This is a genomic window from Halomonas sp. C22, assembly GCF_007655045.1.
GTDB classification, from domain to species: Bacteria; Pseudomonadota; Gammaproteobacteria; order Pseudomonadales; family Halomonadaceae; genus Vreelandella; species Vreelandella hamiltonii.
This window is the reverse complement of the sequence record NZ_VBVC01000006.1, coordinates 85,223-106,867: the sequence shown is the minus strand read 5'-3', so window position 1 is coordinate 106,867 and position 21,645 is coordinate 85,223. Positions and strand designations below refer to the sequence as shown.

Here is a 21,645-nt window from a genome sequence, read left to right as displayed (position 1 = left end):
TGCTTACCGCTTGCAAGTGACGCCGATCAAGCGCGTGATACGTACTCACCGGAGCGGGTGTCGATCTTCAACACTTCGCCCTGGTTGATGAACAGCGGTACGCGTACCACGGCACCCGAGGAAAGCGTAGCAGGCTTTGAGCCGCCCTGAGCAGTATCGCCTTTCAGGCCGGGGTCGGTTTCGACGACTTCCAGCTCGATGAAGTTGGGCGGCGTGACCGAGATCGCCTTGTCGTTCCACAGCGTCAGAGTGTAGGGCACCTGCTCCTTGAGCCACTTTTCGGTCTCGCCCAGTGCTTTTTTCTCTACCGCGTACTGCTCGAAAGAGCCGTCGGTCTTCATGAAGTGCCACATGTCACCGTCGGTGTAGAGGTACTCCATCTCCAGATCCATGACGTCAGCGCCTTCCAGCGAGTCGCCAGACTTGAACGTGCGCTCACCGACACGGCCAGTCATCAGGTTGCGCAGCTTGACGCGGTTGAACGCTTGACCCTTGCCAGGCTTGACCAGCTCGTTCTCGACGATCGAACAAGGATCGCCATCGAGCATTACTTTCAAACCCGCTTTGAATTCATTGGTAGAATAGTTCGCCATACTGCCTCTCAATGGTTCTATGGTGTGTTTCAGTCGGTGACGCGCGCAGCCCTGCTTCGCCGTCGTTAACCTTGTAGCCAAGTGCGCGCATGATAACCCGAAGGAGGGCTTTTTGCAGGAGAACATCATCATTGCCGGTCACTCGATATCCGACGAGGCGCCCGCCTCCTGGCAACGGCAACTATCCCGCGCCATTCGCGACCCGCAAACCCTCTGCCAGCGCCTTGGCCTGGACGCCCAGTGGCAGCAAGAAGCCCAGGCGGGGCATCGCCTGTTCGATATCTGCGTGCCCGAGGCGTACCTGTCACGCATCGCGCCCAACGACCCCAGCGACCCGCTGCTGCGCCAGGTCCTGCCGCTGGCCGAAGAAGCCCTGTCGCCGCCTGGCTATGTCACTGACCCACTGGAAGAAGCCGATCACCGCCCGGCCAAAGGCCTGATCCATAAATACACCAACCGCGTGCTGTTGATCGCCAGCCCGGCCTGCGCCATCAACTGCCGCTACTGCTTTCGCCGCCACTTCCCCTACCAGGAGCACGCGCCTTCGCGAGCCCAATGGCAGGAGGCCCTTGGCTATATCCGCCAGGACAGCGCCATTCGGGAAGTGATTCTCTCCGGCGGCGACCCGCTGGCCGCCAACGACAGGCAATTGAGCTGGCTGGTCGCGCAGCTGGAAGAGATTCCCCACCTGCAGCGACTGCGGCTGCATACGCGCCTGCCGGTGGTCATCCCGGACCGGGTGGATGACCACCTGCTGGGCTGGCTTGGCAACACCCGGCTGCAAAAGGTAATGGTGCTGCACATCAACCACGCCAACGAGATCGACCAGGCCGTGGTCGCAGCCTGCGCGCGCCTCAAGCAGGCGGGCGTCACGCTGCTCAATCAGAGCGTCCTGCTGCGCGACATCAACGATGACGTCACGACCCTGGCCACGCTCTCCGAACGACTGTTCGAGGCGGGGATACTGCCCTATTACCTGCACGCCTTCGACCCCGTACAAGGCGCAGCCCACTACGACGTCACCGACGAACGCGCCAAAGCGCTGGTCCAGCAGTTGCTCGAACACCTGCCCGGCTTCCTGATGCCCAGGCTGGTGCGAGAAGTACCGGGCAGGATGAGCAAGACGCCGCTGTAAGCGCTGACAACCGATACAGCGTGGTGCAAGCCCAATGATAACGCACCAAAAAAATGCGCAGACAAAAGCGACGCTGCATGCCCTGTTCGTCAGAAACGTCGCCAAACGCATGATTCACCGTCATTTTTAAGCAAGCGGCCAATATCTTGCTGTGTTCATGGTGTTACACACGGGGTATTGGCCGCTATCGCAGCCGCACAATCGAGTTTCCAATAGATCGCTAGGGTTCCGACACCATCAACGAAACGCCCCTGATGGTTGTGGCTGGTCCGAGAGCGATCGACCTTGCAAGCGCAAGGTTACACGGCGGGATAAAAGCCCGGGAGGATAAGGCACAGTGATGCGCCGATGCCCCCTGAGTTTTTACTTAGCCGCTGGAGGCTCTCATGACCCGTTCCATCCGAACCCCTGGTAAATATCTGCTGGCCCCGCTCTCGGCCGCCCTGCTGGCCACCTCGCTGTCCCCCTCTTTCGTGCATGCTCAGGAGCGTGACCAATTCAGCGTCTGCTGGTCCATTTATGCAGGCTGGATGCCCTGGGCCTATGCCGATGTCGAAGGCATCGTCGACAAATGGGCCGAGCAGCACGGCATCGCTATCGACGTGATACAGGTCAACGACTACGTCGAGTCCATCAACCAGTTCACCTCGGGCAACGTCGATGGCTGCGCCATGACCAACATGGACGCTCTGACCATTCCTGCCGCCAGCGGCGTCGACTCCACCGCACTGATCATCAACGACTACTCCAACGGCAATGACGGCATCGTGCTCAAAGGGGGCGGTGAGCTGGCGGATATCGAAGGCCGCCGGGTCAATCTGGTGCAGTTCAGCGTGTCTCACTACTTTCTGGCACGCGCCCTGGAGAGCGTTGGGCTGACCGAGCGCGACATCGAAACGGTCAATACCTCCGACGCCGATATCGTCGGCCTGTTTTCCAGCAGCAGTACCGAAGCCGTAGCCGCCTGGAATCCGCAGCTCAGCACCATCGCCGAGATGCCGGACAGCCAAGTGGTATACACCTCGGCGGAAATCCCCGGTGAAATTCTCGACATGATGGTGGTGAACACCCAAACCCTGGCCGACTACCCCGCGCTGGGGCACGCCCTGGTGGGCGCCTGGTACGAGGTCATGGCGCTTGTCGAGGCCAATGACGAGCACGCGCTGACGATCATGGCCGATGCCGCCGGCACCGATCTGGAGGGTTACCGTGCCCAGCTAGAGGCAACCTACCTGTATACCGACCCCGCCGAAGCCGTGGCGCTGATGGAAAGCCCCGAGCTGTTGGAGACCATGGAGCGAGTGGCCGACTTCAGCTTTACCCACGGGCTGTTGGGCGACATGGCACCCAGCGCGGGCGTGGTGGGCATCGAAACGCCCAGCGGTATCTTCGGTGACGAGAGCAACGTGCAGCTGCGCTTCGATCCTTCCTTTACTCAGGCGTACCTCGACGCGCAGTAACGAGGCCACGGTATTCGCCCCATGAAGCGGCGGCTCGCCGCTTCTGCCCCTTACTTACCTGGTGGACCCTGCCATGAAGCGCTTGATTAACCTGTCGCCCTCGCGCGGCGGCCGCTGGCTGCTGGGACTGGTGCCGTTTCTGGTACTGGGCATGCTCTACCTGAGCGCCTCCAGTGCTCGCCTGGCTGACAACCCCAACGACCGCCTGCTGCCTTCCCCTGGCAGCATGGCGCAGACCTTTCACCACCTGGCCACAGCCGAAAACGTGCGCACCGGCCAGATCGTATTGTGGACCGACACTTTCGCCAGCCTCGAAAGGCTGCTGATCGGTGTCGGCATCAGCGCGCTGATCGGCCTGGTGGTGGGCATCTTGAGTGGCGGCATTCCGCTGCTGCGCGCCAAGCTCTCGCCGCTGATCACGGTAACGTCGCTGATACCGCCCATGGCCATTCTGCCGATCCTGTTCATCGCCTTTGGCACCGGGGAAGCGGCCAAGATCGCGTTGATCGTGATGGGCGTGACGCCCTTTCTGATTCGTGACTTGCAGGGCCACGCCCTGCGCCTGCCAGACGAACAGTTGATCAAGGCCCAGACCCTGGGCGCCAGCTCCTGGCAAGTGCTGCTGCGAGTGCTGCTGCCCCAATTGACGCCTCGGCTGCTCAATGCCACACGGCTGGCGCTGGGCAGCGCCTGGCTGTTCCTGATTGCAGCAGAAGCGATTGCCGCCCAGGAGGGCCTTGGCTATCGCATCTTTCTGGTGCGCCGCTACCTCTCCATGGACGTGATTCTGCCCTACGTGGCCTGGATCACCCTGCTGGCCTTCGTGCTGGATCAACTGCTGGCCTGGGTATCACGGCTGGCCTTCCCCTGGTATCACGCCGATGAAGGAGACAAATCATGAGCCTGCTCTCCGCCCACCGGTTGGAAAAGCATTATGGCCAGCACGTGGTGCTGGAAAACCTCAACTTCTCCGTCGAGGAAGGCGAGTTCGTGACGCTGGTGGGCGCGTCAGGTTGTGGCAAGACCACCTTCCTGAAAATGCTGCTGGGCACCGAAAAGCGCTCCAAAGGCAGCCTGCTGCTGGATGGCCAGCCCATTCCTGACGAACCCGGCCCCGACCGCGGCGTGGTGTTTCAAAAGTACTCGGTCTTCCCCCACCTGACCGTCCTGGGCAACGTCATGATCGCCGAAGAGCTGCGGACTGCCCCGCTGCTGGGCAAGCGCTTTGGTGCATCCCGGCGGCGCGCCATCGAAGTGGCCACGGCGCGCATCGAAGAGGTGGGCCTGGGCCATGCGCTGCACAAGTACCCCCACGAGCTCTCCGGCGGCATGCAGCAACGCCTCGCCATTGCCCAGGCGCTGATGATGAAACCTCGGCTACTGCTGCTGGACGAGCCGTTCGGCGCGCTCGACCCCGGCATTCGCCAGGACATGCACGCGCTGATCACGCGGCTTTGGCAAGAGCAGTCGCTGACCATTTTCATGATCACCCACGACCTCACGGAAGCCTTCGCCCTTGGCACGCGGCTGTGGGTCTTCGACAAGACTCGCCACGACCCCCAGGCCCCCGAGGCCTATGGCGCCACCATCACCTACGACCTGCCCATCGGCAAACAGGCCAACCGCGCACACTCCGCCCAGGCACTGAGTGACACGCTGGCGGAACGCGGTCTGACCACCCACGTACAGGAGACGCTGTCATGACAACCCACGCGGACTACGCCACGCACCTGCCCGGCGGCCATCACTGGTCCCTGCGCCTGCGCCGCGGCACCACGCTGACCCTGTCAGCCCAGCAGGCCAACAGCAACGTAGGGCTGCTCTGCTACAACCCGGAAAACCTGCTGGAGCGCCTCAACCTGCCGGACACCCTGAAGTGCCAGCATACTTTCAAACTCACCCAGGGCCACTGCCTCTATTCCGACATGGGCCGCATCTTTGCGTCGATCACCCACGACACCCTGGGCTGGCACGATAGTGTGGGCGGCAACCTGATGCCCCACCACCTTCTGGCCAAGGGCTGGCAGCCGGTGAGCTACCAGCAGGCTCACAATGACTGGACCCGCACCGGCCACGATGCCTTTCTCGTCGAGCTGGCGAAATACGGCCTGGGCCGACGCGATCTGGCGGCCAACCTCAACCTGTTTTCACGGGTCGAGAGCGATGACGCAGGCAAGCTGCGCTATGTCGACAACCACTGCCAGCCGGGCAGCCGCGTCACGCTGCGTTTCGAGATGGATACGCTGGTGCTGCTGCACACCTGCCCGCACCCCCTCGACCCCAGCCCGCACTACCCCCGTCGCGGCGTCGATATCGCGCTAGGCACGGCGGAGCCTCCCACCGAGGAAGACCCCTGCTACCGCTCACGGCCCGAAAACGCACGTGGCTTTGCCAACAATCGCCTCTACCACCTCGGCCTCTAAGGGGGACACCATGATCATCGAAAGCACCTTACGCCCTGAAAACGCCGTCCGCCGCACCACCGTCGAGGCCGGTGACCACTACATCGGCACCGTGAAACGCGGCCAGACCCTGCGCATTCTGGACCTGGAGGGCAACCAGGCCGCCGACACCCTGTTCTTCAATGCCGACGATACCGCCGAGCGCTACAGCGCCATGGATACCGTGCGCGAACAGGGCGCGGTTTACCTGACGGCGGGCACCCGGCTGATGTCCAGTGAAGGCCGCACCATGCTGACCATCACCGCCGACACCTGTGGCCGCCACGACACCTTGGGCGGTGCCTGCGCCAGCGAAAGCAATACCGTGCGTTACGATCTCGAAAAGCGCCACATGCACTCCTGCCGCGACAACTGGATGCAGGCCATTGCCCGCCATCCCGAGTTCGGGCTGACCAAACGCGACATCACCCACAACATCAACTTTTTCATGAACGTGCCGGTGACGGCCGACGGCGGGCTGACCTTTGCCGACGGTATTTCGGCCCCCGGCAAGTACGTCGAGATGGAAGCCAACATGGATGTCATCGTGCTGGTCTCCAACTGCCCTCAGCTCAACAACCCCTGTAACGGCTACAACCCGACGCCCATCGAGCTGCTGGTCTGGGAGTGAGGTCACTTTTCCTCCTGGGGACGACCCCAAGGGGCTGATTCATCTGCGGGACGGCCCGCCCTTCTTTGCAGGCACCACCATGTCCACGACACCGTTATTGTCCAAGGTATTGATTGCCAATCGCGGGGCCATTGCCGCGCGTATCCTGCGAACGCTGAACGCCCTCGGCATCCAGAGCGTCGTGGTATACGCCGACGCTGACCGCGATGCGCCCTACGTGCACCAGGCCGACGAAGCCTATTCGCTGGGTGAGGGCGGCGCCAGCGAGACCTATCTGAACATCGACAAGCTCATCGCCATTGCGCAGCAAAGCGGCGCCCAGGCGGTTCACCCAGGCTACGGCTTCCTGTCGGAAAACACCCGCTTCATCAGCGCCTGCGACACGGCCGGGCTGGTCTTTCTGGGCCCGACCGCCGAGCAGATCCGCCAGTTCGGCTTGAAGCACGAAGCCCGCGCGCTGGCCGAACAGGCCGGTGTGCCGCTGGTCCCCGGCTCACCGCTGTTGGCCTCGCTGGAAGACGCCAAGGCTCACGCCGAGCGTATCGGCTACCCGGTAATGCTCAAGTCCACCGCTGGCGGTGGCGGCATCGGCATGCAGGTCTGCCACTCCCAGGCAGAGCTGGCACGCGCTTTTGATTCGGTGAAAGGTCTGGGCGAGCGCAACTTCGGCGATGGCGGCGTCTTTCTCGAAGCCTACATCGCCCGTGCTCGCCATCTGGAAGTGCAGCTGTTCGGCGATGGCCAGGGGCAGGTGATTGCCCTTGGCGAGCGGGACTGCTCCACCCAGCGGCGCCATCAGAAAGTCCTCGAGGAGTGCCCTGCTCCCAACCTGCCTGATGCCGTGCGGCGCTCCCTGCACGCCACGGCGGTGCAGCTGGGCCAAGCGGTCAACTACCGCAGTGCGGGCACCGTCGAATTCATCTACGATGCCGAACGCGAGGCGTTCTACTTTCTGGAGGTCAATACCCGCCTGCAGGTCGAGCACGGGGTGACCGAACTGGTCTACGGGGTCGATATCGTCGAGTGGATGGTACGCCTCGGTAGCCAGGCACTCCCCCCGCTGGCGAGCCTGGCAGAGGGCCTGCAGCCCCGTGGCCATGCCGTGCAGGCCAGGCTATATGCCGAAGACCCGGCGCACGATTTCCGCCCCAGCGCGGGGCTGCTGACCGAAGTCACCTTCCCCGAGGATCAGGGCCTGCGTATCGACCACGCCCTCGAAGCAGGCCTGGAAGTCACTCCCTTGTTCGACCCCATGCTGGCCAAGGTGATGGTCCATGCCGACACTCGCCAACAGGCCATTGCCCGGCTGGCCACGGCCCTGGAAGATGCCTCGGTATATGGCATTGCCACCAATCGCCGCTGGCTGGCCCATGTGCTGAGGGACGCCCGCTTCGACGCCGCCCAGATCGACACGCACTGGCTCACCCAGCTGGCATGGGCCCCTCCCGCCATGGAAGTTCTCAGCCCGGGCACGCTGACCACCGTGCAGGATTACCCGGGGCGTCAAGGCCACTGGGACGTGGGTGTTCCCCCATCTGGTCCCTTCGACGACTGGTCGTTTCGCTTGGGCAATCGGCTGCTGGGCAACCCCGACGAGGCCGCCGGGCTCGAAATCACCCTGAATGGCCCCACGCTGCGCTTTCATCGCGCCACCCAGATCGTGCTGGCGGGCGCCGAGCTGCCTGCCACCCTCGATGGCACCGCCATCCCTGGCTGGCAGGTCATCGACGTGCCAGCCGGCGCCACCCTGACCCTGGGCAAGGCCGCCGTGGGCGCCCGCGCGTACCTGCTGGCGCGGGGCGGCATCGACTGCCCCCGCTACCTGGGCTCACGCAGCACCTTCACGCTGGGCCAGTTTGGTGGCCACGGTGGTCGTGCCCTGCGCAGTGGCGACATGCTGGACCTGCCCGCGTTTTCAGCTGCGCCCGTCAAGACGCTGGACCCAGCGCTAATCCCCACCTTTGGTGGCCCGGAGGTGACCCGCATTGCGGTTCTCTACGGCCCTCACGGCGCCCCGGACTTCTTTACCGACGAGGATATCGAGCGCTTTTTCGACCATGAGTGGGAAGTCCACTACAACTCCAGCCGCACCGGCGTCAGGCTCATCGGCCCTCGGCCCATCTGGGCACGCGCCGATGGCGGCGAGGCGGGGCTTCACCCCTCCAATATTCATGACAACGCCTACGCCTTCGGCACCATCGACTTCACCGGCGACATGCCGGTCATCCTGGGCCCCGACGGCCCCTCACTGGGCGGCTTCGTCTGCCCGGCCACGGTCGTGCGCGCCGAACGCTGGAAGCTGGGCCAACTGACGGCAGGCGACAAGGTGCGCTTCGCGCCGATCCGCCTGGAAGATGCCCGCGCCCTGGAAGTGCATCAGTTGACGCAGTTGCAGCAGCTGTCCGCCCAGCCCACGCCCGTTTGTGAGGCCGAGCGCGGCTCGCCGCTGCTCCGCGAGGTCGATGCTGCTCAGGCAGGCGAGCGCATCGTCTACCGCCGAGCAGGTGACGACTTCCTGCTGATCGAATTCGGCCCCATGGAGCTGGATATCGCGCTGCGCTTTCGGGTCCACGCCTGGATGCTGTGGCTACGAGAGCACCCAGTGGTGGGGCTGCGCGAGCTGACGCCGGGCATTCGCTCCCTGCAGCTCCACTACGAGCCCCGCGAGCTAAGCCTCGACCAGCTGCTCGACCACCTGCGCCAGGCCGAACAGGCGCTGGTGGATGTCGAGTCGCTGGAAGTGGAGTCCCGCGTAGTGCACCTGCCGCTCTCCTGGGACGACCCCGCTTGTCAGGAAGCGGTGGACAAGTACCAGCGCAGCGTGCGACCCGATGCCCCCTGGTGCCCCAGCAACCTGGACTTCATACGCCGCATCAATGCGCTGGAAAGCGAGCAGCAGGTGCGCGATATCGTCTTCAACGCCCGCTATCTCGTCATGGGGCTAGGGGACGTCTACCTCGGCGCACCGGTCGCCACGCCCCTCGACCCGCGCCAGCGGCTGGTTACCACCAAGTACAACCCGGCCCGCACCTGGACCGCCGAAAACTCGGTGGGTATCGGCGGCGCCTACCTGTGCGTCTATGGCATGGAAGGCCCTGGCGGCTACCAGTTCGTGGGGCGCACCCTGCAGATGTGGAACCGCTATCGCACCACGGCCCACTTCGAGAACCCCTGGCTGCTGCGCTTTTTTGATCAACTGCGTTTTCATGAGGTCAGCCACGAGGCGCTGGCGCAAATTCGCCGCGACTTCCCCCATGGTCGTTACGAGTTGTCCATTGAAACGACTCGCTTTCGCTTGGCGGACTACCAGGCCGACATCGACAAACATGCTTCGGCAATTGAGACCTTCCGCTCAAAACGTGAAGCCGCCTTCCAGGCCGAAATGGCCGCCTGGCGGGCCAATGGCCAGTTCACCTTTGAAGACCAGGCCCCGGAAGCCACCGAAGTCACCGCGTTGGATGATCACGAAATAGGCATCGAAAGCCCCGTCACCGGCAGTCTGTGGAAATTGCTGGTGGAAGAAGGTGATCTGGTAACGGCTGGCCAGCCAGTGGCACTGGTGGAGTCGATGAAAATGGAAGTTGAGATCACCGTCCACTGCGCTGGCCGTGTTGCTCGCTTACCCCTTTCTGAGGGCGCTTCCATTGCCCCGGGGCAACCACTTCTGGTGCTCACCAGTGAACAGGAGGTAAACGCATGAGCCAGATCACCGCTGATCAGCGCTTAGCTGACTTTCAAGCAATCCCCGTTATCGACATTAGCGGTTTACTCCATGGTGATGCCGCTGCACGCCAAGCGGTTGCGGATAACCTTGGCCGCGCCGCACGAGACGTGGGGTTCTTTCAAATGGTGGGCCACGGAATCGACCTCCCGCTTCGCGAGGGTTTGATTACTCAAGCCAAACGCTTCTTTGCCCAACCTGAAGCCATCAAAATGGAGCGCTACATCGGCCTCTATCACCACCACCGAGGCTATGTCCCTCCTGGTGAAGAGTCGCCAGACCCTAACAAGCCGGACATGAAAGAGGCGTTTGATCTTGCCTTTGAACTGCCCAGTGACGACCCAGAGGTGTTGGCAGGTACGCCACTCCTCGGTCCCAACCCCTGGCCCGACCTTGACGGTTTCCGCGAGCCTATCGCCGCCTACTACGAGGCTGCCTACCAAGTGGGCCGGGCACTCATGGGCGGCTTTGCCCGAGCATTGGGTCTTGATGAGCAGCAGCTACTTCGCCACGTCACCAAGCCACCCAGCCAACTGCGATTGATCCACTATCCGTATAACCCTGATGCCGAAGATGCCCAAGGCATCGGTGCCCATACCGACTACGAGTGTTTCACGCTACTGCTACCCACTGCACCGGGGCTCGAGGTAATGAATGGTGCAGGCAAATGGATCGATGTCCCCTATCAAGAGGATGCATTAGTCGTCAATATTGGCGACATGCTGGAAATTTGGAGCAACGGCGAATTTGTGGCGACCTCCCACCGAGTGCGCAAAGTTAAACAGGAGCGCTACTCTTTCCCGCTGTTTTTCGCCTGCGATTACCATACTGAAGTGGCACCGCTGCCTGAATTGGTCGAGCGCCACGGCAAAGCTCATTACGCACCGCTCAAAGCGGGCGATCACCTCTACGCCCAAACGATCCAGACCTTCCGCTACCTGCGCGAGCGTTTGGCAAAGGGTGAGATTACGCTTCCCGAAGGTGCCCGAGAAGTGGGAAGCCTGGGCCAGCACGGCAAGCACTCGGCTGCCCAAGACGGGAAGCCCGCCTCATGACCCTACCACTCCCCGCCACACCAACCGAGTTTCGGGGCGTCTGGAAGCGCACGCTCTATGCCGAGCCCGCTCAGCCGCCCTACCAGTACACGGATACCGGCACCCAGGTGGTCTGGCTTCAGGGCGCTCAGTGGCATGCCGACCTGCGCCTTCCCGCCCATCACGATGCGCTGGCAGGCATCGAGCACCTGGGGGCGTGCAGTCGAGCGCAGCTCGAATGGCTCGCCCACCTGACCGGATTCGTCGGCATCACCCAGATCGACGGGCCGGTATGCACCTGGCACCGCCTGCAGGACCTGAACCCCAGCCTGGAAAAAGACGTCGGGCACTTGGCCTGGCTCGATGACCACCTGCTCGAGGAGCAGCACCCCCACGGGCGCTACGTCGAACACTGGCAACGCCAATGCACCCCCGACCAACGCGAGCTAGTGCGCACCGACGCCCAAGGGCGGCTACGCTGGTTACAGATTGGTGACCATGCCATGGCCATCACTCCGCGCCCAGCACCAGGCCACCAGAACTCGCTATACACGCCACTGGAAAAGGCCAGCGACGACGCCCTGCGCTGGCGAGCCAGCCTGTGCATGAACTATCTGGAGCGCGATGGGCAAGGGTGGCAGATTCGTCTTTCGACCCACCCCTGGCGCATAGGTCACCCAGCCACGCCAATGAACGACACGCCACTCAAGCTCGACACGACCCAGAACGGCTAGGTAAGACCACTAGCTCAGCACTAGATTAGGAGACCACCATGGCACTCACCCAAGCGCTGGATATCGCCAGCCTGCACAGCGCCTATCGGCAGGGCAACCTGACACCTGCACGACTGGTAGAACACCTGCTCTCCCTGGCCGATACACACGGCCATGACCCTGCCTGGATCACCCGGCTGACGCGTGAGCAATTAGCGCCCTACCTCCAACGCCTGGAAGGCGAATCGCCGGAGACCCTGCCCCTGTACGGCATTCCGTTTGCGATCAAGGACAATATCGACCTGGCGGGCGTTCCGACCACCGCTGGCAGCCCGGCGTATGCCTATACACCTACGGAAAATGCTTTTGTGGTGCAGCAGTTGATCGATGCGGGGGCGATCCCCATGGGCAAAACCAACCTGGATCAGTTTGCGACAGGGCTGGTCGGTGAACGGGCGCTGGAGGTTTACGGCACGCCCGCCAATGCCTTCGACCCGACGCGGGTGCCGGGTGGCTCCAGCAGTGGCTCGGCGGTGGTCACGGCGGCGGGCATGGTCAGCTTTGCTCTCGGTACCGATACCGCGGGCTCAGGCCGTGTGCCGGCCTGTTTTCACAACTTGTACGGCGTCAAGCCAAGCCTTGGCCTGCTCAGCACCCGCGGCGTAGTGCCCGCCTGCGCAACGCTGGACACCATCAGCCTGTTTACCTTCACCGCCGACGATGCCGCGAAAGTGCTCAGCATTACCGCTGCTCATGACGATCAGTGCGCCTGGTCGCGCAAGCACGATTTTGCCGTGCACGCCAAACGCTATGGAAAGGCCCCTTCCGCGTTCCGCTTTGGCGTACCGCCCGAAGCCCAATGGCAAACGGATGCGGCCTACACCCAGGGCATGCACCAGGCCATTGCCCACCTTGAAACGCTGGGCGGTGAAAAGGTCGAGCTGGACTGCGCGCCCCTGTTGGCGGCGGCGCGCCTGCTTTACGAAGGCCCTTGGGTGGCCGAGCGCTACCACGTGATTCGTGAGCTGATGGCCAGCCACCCCGAAGCCGTTCACCCGGTGACGTTTCAGATCACGCAAGGCGGGGCCACCCCGCTGGCGGTCGATGCCTTCGATGCGCGCTATCAGCTCGCCGAATTCAAGCGTCAGGCCGATGCGCTCATCGCCCAGGTAGATGTGATGCTCAGCCCCACCACGGTGACCCACCCCACCAAGGCAGATGTCGCCGCCGACCCGATTGGCGTGAACTCACGGCTGGGGACCTGGACCAACTTCATGAACCTGCTCGATTACAGCGCCCTGGCGGTACCTGTGGCATTGCCCGAGAGCGGCCTGCCTGCCGGGGTCACCCTGTTCGGCCCGGCGTTTGCCGACCTGATGCTGCTGTCGTTGGCGCGGGCGCTGGAGGCACGCGTGATGCTGCCACTGGGGGCAACCGGCATTGCACATCCGCCACTCGCTGATTTGGCAACCACCGCCCAGGACGGCCACATGGAGATCGTGGTGTGCGGCGCTCACCTGAGCGGCTTACCCCTCAACCACCAACTGACGGAGCGCGGCGGCGTGCTGCTCGAAGCGAGCCAGACGGCTCCTTGCTACAAGCTGTTCGCGCTGGCAGGCGGGCCGCCTTCGCGTCCGGCGCTGCTGCGCGATGCGGGGGGCCAGGCCATTGACGTCGAGGTATGGCGGCTGCCCGTCGAGACCGTGGGCAGCTTTCTGGCCGGGATTCCCGCGCCGCTGGGGCTGGGGCAGGTGGAGCTGGCCAGCGGCCGCTGGGCGTGTGGATTCATCTGCACTGCCGGGGCGCTGAACGAAAGCGGTACCGCCAGGGACATTACCGAATTCGGAAGTTGGCGAAAGTGGCTGGCCAGCCACGCCTGACACCGCTCGCCGCTCTGAGCAATGACCTCAGAGCGGCGCTACCCACGCTGCCTCGGCGCGTGCGCAAGCGTCCTGATGCACAGGCGTGCCACCGACAGTAGCAGCCAAAGCAAGGGGGAAATCAACCAGCGATATAGCCAGCGAACCATGATCAGCACCGGCAGCAAGACCAAGAACCACAGCAGCCACTGCCCCAACCAGGTGGGCCAGCCAAGCCAGTTGGCCAGATTGGCGCCTAGCGCGCTCACCAGGCTGGGGTGGCGTACCACCACGTAGGCCGTGCCCGCCACTGCCGCCACGCGCGCCATGCGGGGCAGCGCCGCGAAACGCCCCGTGCTGGCCGCGACGCCCACACGGGCACCCTGCGCCTCCAGCGCGCCGACTCGGCCTACCCGGGCGGCTCTTCCCGCTCGCAGCACCTTGACCGTGCTGGCCATCACCAGCAGGTCCACCCCTGCCCACCCGAGATCGCTGGCACGCACGCCGTCGCCGCTGCGCCACTGGCTCTCCAGTTGACGAATCCCACTGGTGAAAAAGTCGCCCACCCCGGTCACGACACGCTCGCCTTGCAGCCAATTCACCTGGCCTTCACGGTCGATGACGAACTGGTTCAACAGTGCGTGCCCCTCGGCATCGAGGAATGCAATGCCCATCAGCCCGCGCTGCTGGGCCGACCATTGCGCCGGGGCAGGCATCTCTTCATCGCTCCACCATCGGCTCAGCTGCTGGTAGCGCTCACCCAGCCAGTGCTGCGCACGCAGCGTGGCGCTGTCGTGATGATGAAAATAGCTGACTGGCAGCACCGCATCGGCACCATAACGCACCAATACGTCCTGCCACTGGGGTGAGAGCCCGTACGCGAGCAGTACCTCCCGGGCGAGGTCGCCATGCTGCATGACAGCCAGCCAGGCGCTCATCCACAGCGCCTGATCGGAAGCATAGTGCAGCATCAGCGCGTTGATCTCAGGAGACTCTTGCTCAAGGGGCAATGCAGGCAGTGCCTTGTGGGCTTCCAGCCGCACCAGTCGTGGCTCGAAGGGCTCGTGGGAGGCAGCCGCACTCAGCAGCGTTGCCGCCAACAGCGCCACGGCCACGATGAACAGGCCACGGCGCGCTCGCATCACGAGGCCGCGCCCCACTCAGCGCGACTACTGAGCATGATGTTGGGCATGATAACGATTGATGGCACTCAGCACGCCTTTCATGGAGGCGCTGGTGATGCTCTCGTCACTGCCGACGCCAAACACGGCCTGGCCGTCGATACGGACTTCGACATAGGCAATGGCTTCCGCATCGGCGCCCTGGCCTCGGGAGTGCTCGTGGTAGTCGATGATCTCCACGTCGTGTCCATGGGCGTGCAGCGCTTTGACGAAGGCCGCCAGCGGGCCGTTGCCCTGACCGCTCAGCAGATGGCGTTCGCCCTGCTGCTCCACGACGGCTTCCAGGGTGACCCGAGGGCTATCCGGCTCGGAGGCCAGGCGGTGGTTGACCAGCGCCAGCGGTGCCTGCTGCTCCAGGTACTCTTCCAGGAAGGCCTGATAGATCATCTGGGAAGTGATCTCGCGACCCGTACGGTCCGCCACTTCCTGCACCACCTGGCTGAATTCGATGGAGAGCCTGCGCGGTAGCTCGATGCCGTGCTCCTGCTCCAGCAGGTAGGAGATGCCGCCCTTGCCCGACTGGCTGTTGACGCGAATCACGGCTTCGTAGCTGCGCCCGACATCCATGGGATCGATGGGCAGGTACGGCACGTCCCAGGGGGCTTCGGGGTTGGCGCGACGCTCGGCCATGCCCTTCTTGATGGCGTCCTGATGCGAACCGGAAAACGCCGTGAACACCAGGTCGCCCACGTAAGGATGGCGCGGATGAACCGGCAGCTGGTTGCAGTACTCCACTTCGCGCATGATCGGCGTGATATTGGAGAAATCGAGCTGAGGGTGTACGCCCTGGGTGTACATGTTCATGGCCAGCGTCACGATATCGACATTGCCGGTACGCTCGCCATTACCGAACAGGGTGCCCTCGATTCGGTCGGCACCCGCCATCAGCGTCAACTCCGCCGCCGCCACGCCGGTGCCGCGGTCGTTGTGCGGGTGCACGCTGACGATCAGCGTATCGCGCTTTTTCACATGGCGGCAGAACCACTCGATCTGGTCGGCGTAATTGTTGGGCGTGGCCACTTCGACCGTGGCCGGCAGGTTGACGATCATCCGGTTGTCCACGCTGGGGCCGAAGGTGTCCATCACGGCTTCGACGATCTCCACGGCGAAAGGCATTTCCGTGGTCGTGAACAGTTCCGGCGAATACTGGAAGGTCCACTGGGTCTCCGGGTTGGTGGCCATCAGGTCACGTATCTGCGCCGTGGCGTCCACGGCAATTTGCACGCACTCTGCTTTGTCGACGTTGAACACCACCCGTCGAAACATCGGATCGGTGGCATTGTAGACGTGCACGATGGCACGCTTGGCGCCCTTCAGCGCCTCGAAGGTGCGCTCGATCAGATGCGGCCGTGCCTGGGTCAGCACCTGGATGGTGACGTCGTCGGGAATCTTGTCCTGCTCGATCAACGAGCGCACGAAATCGAAATCGGTTTGCGACGCAGAAGGAAAGCCCACTTCGATCTCTTTGAAACCGATCTTCAGCAGCATGTCGAACAACCGCTGCTTGCGCTCCTGATCCATGGGGTCGATCAGCGACTGATTGCCATCGCGCAGGTCGACGCTGCACCAGATGGGCGGCGTGTCGATACGCTGGCCGGGCCACTGACGGTCGGGCAGGTCCACCGCCACGAAAGGGCGATACTTTTTCGAAGGGTCCTTCATCATCATCGTGGCTCTCCTGTTATTCGTCGCGGTCAGGCTTTGCTTGCCCAGGCTGTGCTAGACCAGGCTTTGCTTGCCCAGGACTGGCTTGCGCGGCCGCCTGCAGGGCGGACTCCATGCGATCCAACTGGCTGCGCAGTGCGCGCACGTCGTCACGCAGGCCCTGTATCTCTGCAGCTTCGCCTTCTCCGCTTTCTAAATCAATCTGTGCGCTCTCTTTCTGCATCACGTCCAGCACGATACCGATCATCATATTCAGGAAAATGAACGCATTCAAAAAGATGAAGGTCAGAAAGTAGATCCAGGCGTAGGGGTACTGCTCCATGGTGGGATACAGCACCGCCGTGGCCCAGCTCTCGAAGGTGGCCACCTGGAACAGCGTCAGCATGGCCAGCGCAATGTTGCCCCACAGCTGCTCATCCACGGTATGGAAGATGAAGCTGCCCACCGCCGCGTAGATATAAAAGATGATGAACATCAGCAGCGCCACGTAGCCCATCCGTGGAATGGACTTGATCAACGCCACCAGCAGCAGGCGCAGCTCGGGAATCATCGACACCAGACGCAGCACCCGGAAGATGCGCAGCAGGCGTGCCAGCAGCACCATCTCAGAGTCGTCCATGGGGATGAGGCTGGCCGTGACGATCAGGAAGTCGAAGATGTTCCAACCCTTCTTGAAGAAGTTGGTCAGATTGCGTTCGGCGGCCATGCGAATCAGCAGTTCCACCAGAAAGAAGATGGTGACGGCGACGTCCAGATAGATCAGCCACTGCTCGAACTGACTGACCTCATCGTAGGTGCGGGCACCGATGGTCAGGGCAGACAGCACGATGATGGCGATCACCACGGTCTCGAACAGCTTGTTGCTGCGCAGCTTTTCAAAGCGCGCCTGCCAGGTAGTAAAGGATGCACTCATGGAACGGGGCTTCTCGGAAACGTTGAATCGGCACACTTTATACCAAAAAGAGCCGCCTTCCACCTGCTGGATACAGGGGAGTTTTGCTGCTCCGGCTAGTGGTCGATACCACTTTCGGGTAAGCTCCCTGTCGGTTTTTTGGCCTGTAACGAGGTACAACTATGCGGCGCCTGACAAGGCTATCGATACTGTCGCTGACGGCCCTGCTGATAGCGGGCTGTGCTGACCCCAAAATTGATACGAGTTCGATGCCCGCAGCCGTGGTGTCCATCGAGAAAGTCCGCGATTCGCTGCCGACCTACAAACGCGACGAGTTCGATCAGGCGTTGAAGATCATCGCCATGTCGTCTTTCAGCGGTATCAGCGTGCTGCAGCCCGGGCGCATGAACGCGGCTGAAATCGCCGAGTCGGCCAACGCCTACATGCACGGGCTCACCGGCGACCAGGTCATCGAGCGAGCCGACGAGATGCTGCGCCAGCGCCGTGCCCGAGAGCGTGACCAGGCCCTGCGCACCTTGAGCCGCCTGGAAGAAAAAGAGGCCAACGCCGAAGCCGCTCAGCAGCAGCTGGCGCGGGTAAGTATCGACAGGGCGCGCTACTATCTTGCTTCCAGCCCATTCGGAGCGCTGGAGCCGGTCATTGAACTAGAGGTCAGCAACGATTCTGATGCAGCCATTGCCGAGCTGCAGCTGCGCGGCGTACTGCGCAGCGCCAACCGCGACGTTGCCTGGGTAGACGAGACGTTCTACTACGTTATTTCCGGCGGCCTGGCGCCGGGTGAAAGCGCCACCTGGAGCCTGGCACCCAACCGTTTTGGCCCTTGGGGCAACGATCAGATACCCCGGGATGTCCAGCTCACCCTCACGCTGAAGGGCGTGAAGGATGCCCAGGGCCAACGGCTGTGGCACGCGCCTACGCTGACGGAGGCCGAAACCGAACGGCTGGAAGCCCTGCGGGCCGAGTACGGTAGCCTGACGCCCAGCACCGAGGGTCCTTCGAGCTGAACAGGGCGGCCAAACGCCGCCCCGTCAATCACTGGATAAGGTCGAAGATAGGGTCGAACTGGATAGAGTCGAACTAGATGGGGTCGAACTAGACAGGATCGATCAGCTCGGCCTGGGAATAGCCCAGCAGATAGAGCACGCCATCCAGCCCCGCCACGCCTAACGCCTGACGCGCCTCGGCACGCACCAGCGGCTTGGCGCGAAACGCTACGCCCACTCCCGCCTTGGCCAACATCTTCAGGTCGTTGGCCCCGTCACCTACCGCCACCGTCTGCGCCAGGTCGATACCTTCACGCTGGGCAATCTGCTCCAGCAGCAGCGCCTTGCGCTCGGCATCGACGATGGGCTCCTGGACTTCGCCTGTGACCTTGCCCTGCTGAATCACCAGCTCATTGGCGTGGATCTCATCGAAGCCAAGCCGCGCCTGCAGGCCACGGGCAAAATAGGTAAAGCCACCAGAAAGGATGGCAGTGCGGATCCCCTGGTGGCGAAGATTGGCCATCAGCCGCTCGACGCCGTCCATCAGCGGCAGCTCGGCCGCAATGCTGGCCAACACCGACTCATCCAGCCCCGCCAGCTTGCTCATCCGCTCCCGGAAGCTGGCCTGAAAGTCCAGCTCGCCGCGCATCGCCCGCTCGGTCACTTCGGCCACTTCGTCACCTACCCCGTGGCGGCGCGCCAGCTCATCGATCACCTCGGCCTTGATCAGGGTGGAGTCCATATCGAAACAGACCAGCCTGGGAGCCCCCAGGTGGCGCCGGTCGGGTTGCACCACCACGTCGGCCCCCAGCGTTTCCCCGAGCGCCAGCGCCGCCTGACGCAGCTCCCGCCACTCGGCGGGAGCGCCAGCCAGATGCAGCTCCAGGCAATCCAGCGGCGCGCCTTCTGCCACCTGGGCCAACGGCGTGCGCTGCTGCTCCTGCAGGCCGAACTGCGCCAGCAGTGCCGCCAGGGGCGGCTCCATGTCGGGTGTCCAGCGTGGTGCCAGTACACTCATCACCACATCGGCTACTGCTTCATCACCGCGTGCCATCGGTCACTCCCCTGCTTCTAGTCGTTCAACTTTTTGGAAACCGCGCGGCAACTTGCTGCCCCGACGCCCACGTTCACCCCGGTAATAAGCAAGGTCATCGGCCTTGAGCGTCAGCTTGCGCTTGCCCGCATGAATGATCAGCTCTCCGCCTTCCGGCACAATGGCGATATCACGCAGGAACTCTTCGCGCCGCGCCGCCCGGGGGCCGGGGATATCGAGCATCTTGTTGCCCTTGCCCTTGGCCATCTCGGGCAACTGGTCCAGCGGGAAGAGCAGCAGCCGCCCTTCATTGGAAACCGACGCCACCCACAGCGATTCGCCTTCCGGCACCTCCACGGGCGCCATGACGCTGCAGCCCTTTGGCACGCTGAGTACCGCCTTGCCCGCCTTGTTCTTGCCGGTCAGCGCCTCCAAGGGCGCGACGAAGCCATAGCCACCATCGCTGGCCAGCAAAAAGCGTCGCGTGGGCGGCGCCAGCATCAAGCCCGCCATCTGGGCGCCCGCCGAGACATTGGCGCGGCCGGTGACCGGCTCGCCCTGCCCTCGGGCGCTGGGCAGGTTGTGCGCTGGCAGCGTGTAGGCACGGCCAGTATCGTCCAGCAGCACCAGCGGCTGATTGGTCTTGCCCCGTGCCGCCAGGCGGAAGCTGTCGCCCGCCTTGTACGATAGCCCTTCAGGGTCGATGTCATGGCCCTTGGCCGCACGGATCCAGCCCTTGTCGGACAGCACCACGGTAATCGGGTCGGCTCCCAGCAGCTCAACTTCCGAGAGCGCTTTCGCTTCGCTGCGCTCGACCAGCGGCGAACGGCGCGCATCGCCGTGCTCCTTGCCCGCCGCGCGAATCTCTTTTTCGATCAGCGTGGTGAGCTTGGCGTCGCTGCCCAGCAGGCCTTGCAGGGTCTTGCGCTCTTTCTCCAGCTCGTCCTGCTCGCCGCGAATCTTCATCTCTTCCAGCTTGGCCAGGTGGCGCAGGCGCAGCTCCAGAATCGCCTCGGCCTGCCGCTCGGAGAGGCCAAAAGCGCTCATCAGGGCAGGTTTGGGCTCGTCCTCTTCGCGGATGATACGAATCACTTCATCGATGTTCAGGTAAGCCGTCAGCAGGCCTTCCAGAATGTGCAGGCGATCTTCCACCTTGCCCAGCCGATGCTCCAGGCGACGGCGCACCGTGGCACGACGAAAGCGCAGCCACTCGCCCAGCATGTCATTCAGCGGCATGACCCGTGGCCGACCGTCCAGGCCAATCACGTTCATGTTCACCCGCACGTTCTTTTCGAGGTCCGTGGTGGCGAACAGGTGGGCCATCAGCGACTCCACGTCCACTCGGCTGGAGCGCGGCTCGATCACCAGACGGGTAGGCTCTTCATGGGTCGACTCGTCGCGCAGGTCGGCCACCATGGGCAGCTTCTTCGCCTGCATCTGCGCGGCGATCTGCTCCAGCACCTTGGCACCGCTGACCTGGTAAGGCAGCGCGGTGATCACCACGTTGGCCTCTTCTCGCACGTAGCGAGCGCGCAGCTTCACCGAGCCACGGCCGCTTTCATAGAGCTTTTGCAGGTCCGCTTTGGGGGTGATGATCTCGGCATCGGTGGGGAAGTCCGGCGCGGGCACGAACGCCATCAGCTCGGCCGTGGTGGCCTTGGGGTTGCGCAGCAGATGGCAGGTGGCATCGACCACTTCCGATACGTTATGCGGCGGAATGTCCGTGGCCATGCCCACGGCAATGCCGGTGCCGCCATTGAGCAGCACATGGGGCAGACGAGCCGGCAGTACCACCGGCTCCTGCATGGTGCCATCGAAATTGGGCGCCCACTCCACGGTGCCCTGGCCCAGTTCGCTGAGCAGCACGTCGGCGAATTTGGAGAGCTTGGCCTCGGTGTAGCGCATTGCCGCGAAGGATTTGGGGTCGTCCGGGCTACCCCAGTTGCCCTGGCCATCCACCAGCGGGTAGCGGTAGCTGAACGGCTGGGCCATCAGCACCATGGCTTCGTAGCAGGCGCTGTCGCCGTGGGGGTGGAACTTGCCCAGCACGTCGCCCACGGTACGCGCCGACTTCTTGTACTTGGCGTTGGCGTGCAGCGCCAGTTCACGCATGGCATAAATGATGCGCCGCTGCACGGGCTTCATGCCGTCACCGATGTTGGGCAACGCGCGGTCGAGAATGACGTACATCGAGTAGTCGAGATACGCTTTTTCGGTGTAGTCGCGCAGGGACAGACGCTCGACGTCGCCCTCCGCTACCTGAATATCCATGGTCATCGGAGG

General features: G+C 63.2%; 17 protein-coding genes and 1 riboswitch. Of the genes, 11 read left to right on the top strand and 6 right to left on the bottom strand.

Going from position 1 to position 21,645, the window contains the following annotated elements:
- Positions 1-26: 26 nt before the first annotated feature.
- On the bottom strand, positions 27-593 hold the full coding sequence (gene efp, locus FEU76_RS12700; RefSeq protein ID WP_016913434.1) for an elongation factor P: 567 nt from the start codon (positions 591-593) through the stop codon (positions 27-29).
- Positions 594-705: 112 nt separating this feature from the next.
- On the opposite strand from efp, the gene epmB reads away from it, so the two are divergent.
- From epmB to atzF, 10 genes are all read left to right on the top strand, one after another.
- Positions 706-1,728, top strand: a complete 1,023-nt coding sequence (epmB, locus tag FEU76_RS12695; protein ID WP_016913433.1) for an EF-P beta-lysylation protein EpmB — start codon at positions 706-708, stop codon at positions 1,726-1,728.
- Positions 1,729-1,937: 209 nt separating this feature from the next.
- Positions 1,938-2,056, top strand: a riboswitch (guanidine-I (ykkC/yxkD leader).
- Between the two features lie 58 nt (positions 2,057-2,114).
- Positions 2,115-3,188, top strand: coding sequence for a putative urea ABC transporter substrate-binding protein (locus tag FEU76_RS12690; protein WP_144983489.1), 1,074 nt, complete (start codon positions 2,115-2,117; stop codon positions 3,186-3,188).
- A gap of 73 nt (positions 3,189-3,261) precedes the next feature.
- Positions 3,262-4,089 carry an ABC transporter permease gene (locus FEU76_RS12685; protein WP_081136957.1) on the top strand — a complete coding sequence of 276 codons (828 nt, stop codon included), beginning with the start codon at positions 3,262-3,264 and terminating at the stop codon, positions 4,087-4,089.
- A complete protein-coding gene (locus FEU76_RS12680) occupies positions 4,086-4,892 on the top strand; it encodes an ABC transporter ATP-binding protein (RefSeq protein ID WP_039177589.1) in 807 nt (268 codons plus the stop codon). The genes FEU76_RS12685 and FEU76_RS12680 overlap by 4 nt, the downstream gene beginning before the upstream one ends.
- On the top strand, positions 4,889-5,611 hold the full coding sequence (locus FEU76_RS12675) for an urea amidolyase associated protein UAAP1 (RefSeq protein ID WP_016913429.1): 723 nt from the start codon (positions 4,889-4,891) through the stop codon (positions 5,609-5,611). The genes FEU76_RS12680 and FEU76_RS12675 overlap by 4 nt, the downstream gene beginning before the upstream one ends.
- Before the next feature lie 10 nt (positions 5,612-5,621).
- Positions 5,622-6,260 (top strand): urea amidolyase associated protein UAAP2, encoded by a 639-nt coding sequence (locus FEU76_RS12670; protein ID WP_144983486.1) that lies wholly within the window; start codon positions 5,622-5,624, stop codon positions 6,258-6,260.
- 79 nt (positions 6,261-6,339) lie between these two features.
- Positions 6,340-9,960, top strand: a complete 3,621-nt coding sequence (uca, locus tag FEU76_RS12665; protein WP_144983483.1) for an urea carboxylase — start codon at positions 6,340-6,342, stop codon at positions 9,958-9,960.
- Entirely contained in the window at positions 9,957-11,036 is a 1,080-nt protein-coding gene (locus tag FEU76_RS12660) for an isopenicillin N synthase family dioxygenase (protein ID WP_052196369.1), read from the top strand. The genes uca and FEU76_RS12660 overlap by 4 nt, the downstream gene beginning before the upstream one ends.
- Positions 11,033-11,749 (top strand): hypothetical protein, encoded by a 717-nt coding sequence (locus FEU76_RS12655; protein WP_144983480.1) that lies wholly within the window; start codon positions 11,033-11,035, stop codon positions 11,747-11,749. Before FEU76_RS12660 ends, FEU76_RS12655 begins: the two co-directional genes overlap by 4 nt.
- Positions 11,750-11,787: 38 nt before the next feature.
- The gene (atzF, locus tag FEU76_RS12650; RefSeq protein WP_144983477.1) at positions 11,788-13,608 is read left to right on the top strand and encodes an allophanate hydrolase; all 1,821 of its coding nucleotides are present in this window, start codon (positions 11,788-11,790) and stop codon (positions 13,606-13,608) included.
- A 38-nt stretch (positions 13,609-13,646) separates the two neighbouring features.
- Here atzF and FEU76_RS12645 read toward each other — a convergent pair whose 3' ends face one another.
- Genes FEU76_RS12645 through FEU76_RS12635 form a run of 3 tightly spaced genes read right to left on the bottom strand, consistent with a single transcriptional unit; the run spans position 13,647 to position 17,346 of the window.
- Positions 13,647-14,729, bottom strand: coding sequence for a hypothetical protein (locus FEU76_RS12645; RefSeq protein ID WP_144983620.1), 1,083 nt, complete (start codon positions 14,727-14,729; stop codon positions 13,647-13,649).
- Positions 14,730-14,756: 27 nt separating this feature from the next.
- Entirely contained in the window at positions 14,757-16,436 is a 1,680-nt protein-coding gene (gene leuA / locus FEU76_RS12640; protein WP_144983474.1) for a 2-isopropylmalate synthase, read from the bottom strand.
- Between the two features lie 13 nt (positions 16,437-16,449).
- Complete coding sequence (locus FEU76_RS12635) at positions 16,450-17,346, bottom strand: ion transporter (RefSeq protein WP_039177609.1); 897 nt, start codon at positions 17,344-17,346, stop codon at positions 16,450-16,452.
- A gap of 161 nt (positions 17,347-17,507) precedes the next feature.
- On the opposite strand from FEU76_RS12635, the gene FEU76_RS12630 reads away from it, so the two are divergent.
- Complete coding sequence (locus FEU76_RS12630) at positions 17,508-18,350, top strand: DUF6694 family lipoprotein (RefSeq protein ID WP_144983471.1); 843 nt, start codon at positions 17,508-17,510, stop codon at positions 18,348-18,350.
- 88 nt (positions 18,351-18,438) lie between these two features.
- On the opposite strand, the gene serB is transcribed toward FEU76_RS12630, so the two are convergent.
- Complete coding sequence (serB, locus tag FEU76_RS12625) at positions 18,439-19,383, bottom strand: phosphoserine phosphatase SerB (RefSeq protein WP_039177612.1); 945 nt, start codon at positions 19,381-19,383, stop codon at positions 18,439-18,441.
- A gap of 3 nt (positions 19,384-19,386) precedes the next feature.
- Positions 19,387-21,639: a DNA topoisomerase IV subunit A gene (parC, locus tag FEU76_RS12620; RefSeq protein WP_016913416.1), complete on the bottom strand. Its 2,253-nt coding sequence runs from the start codon at positions 21,637-21,639 to the stop codon at positions 19,387-19,389.
- Positions 21,640-21,645 lie beyond the last annotated feature (6 nt).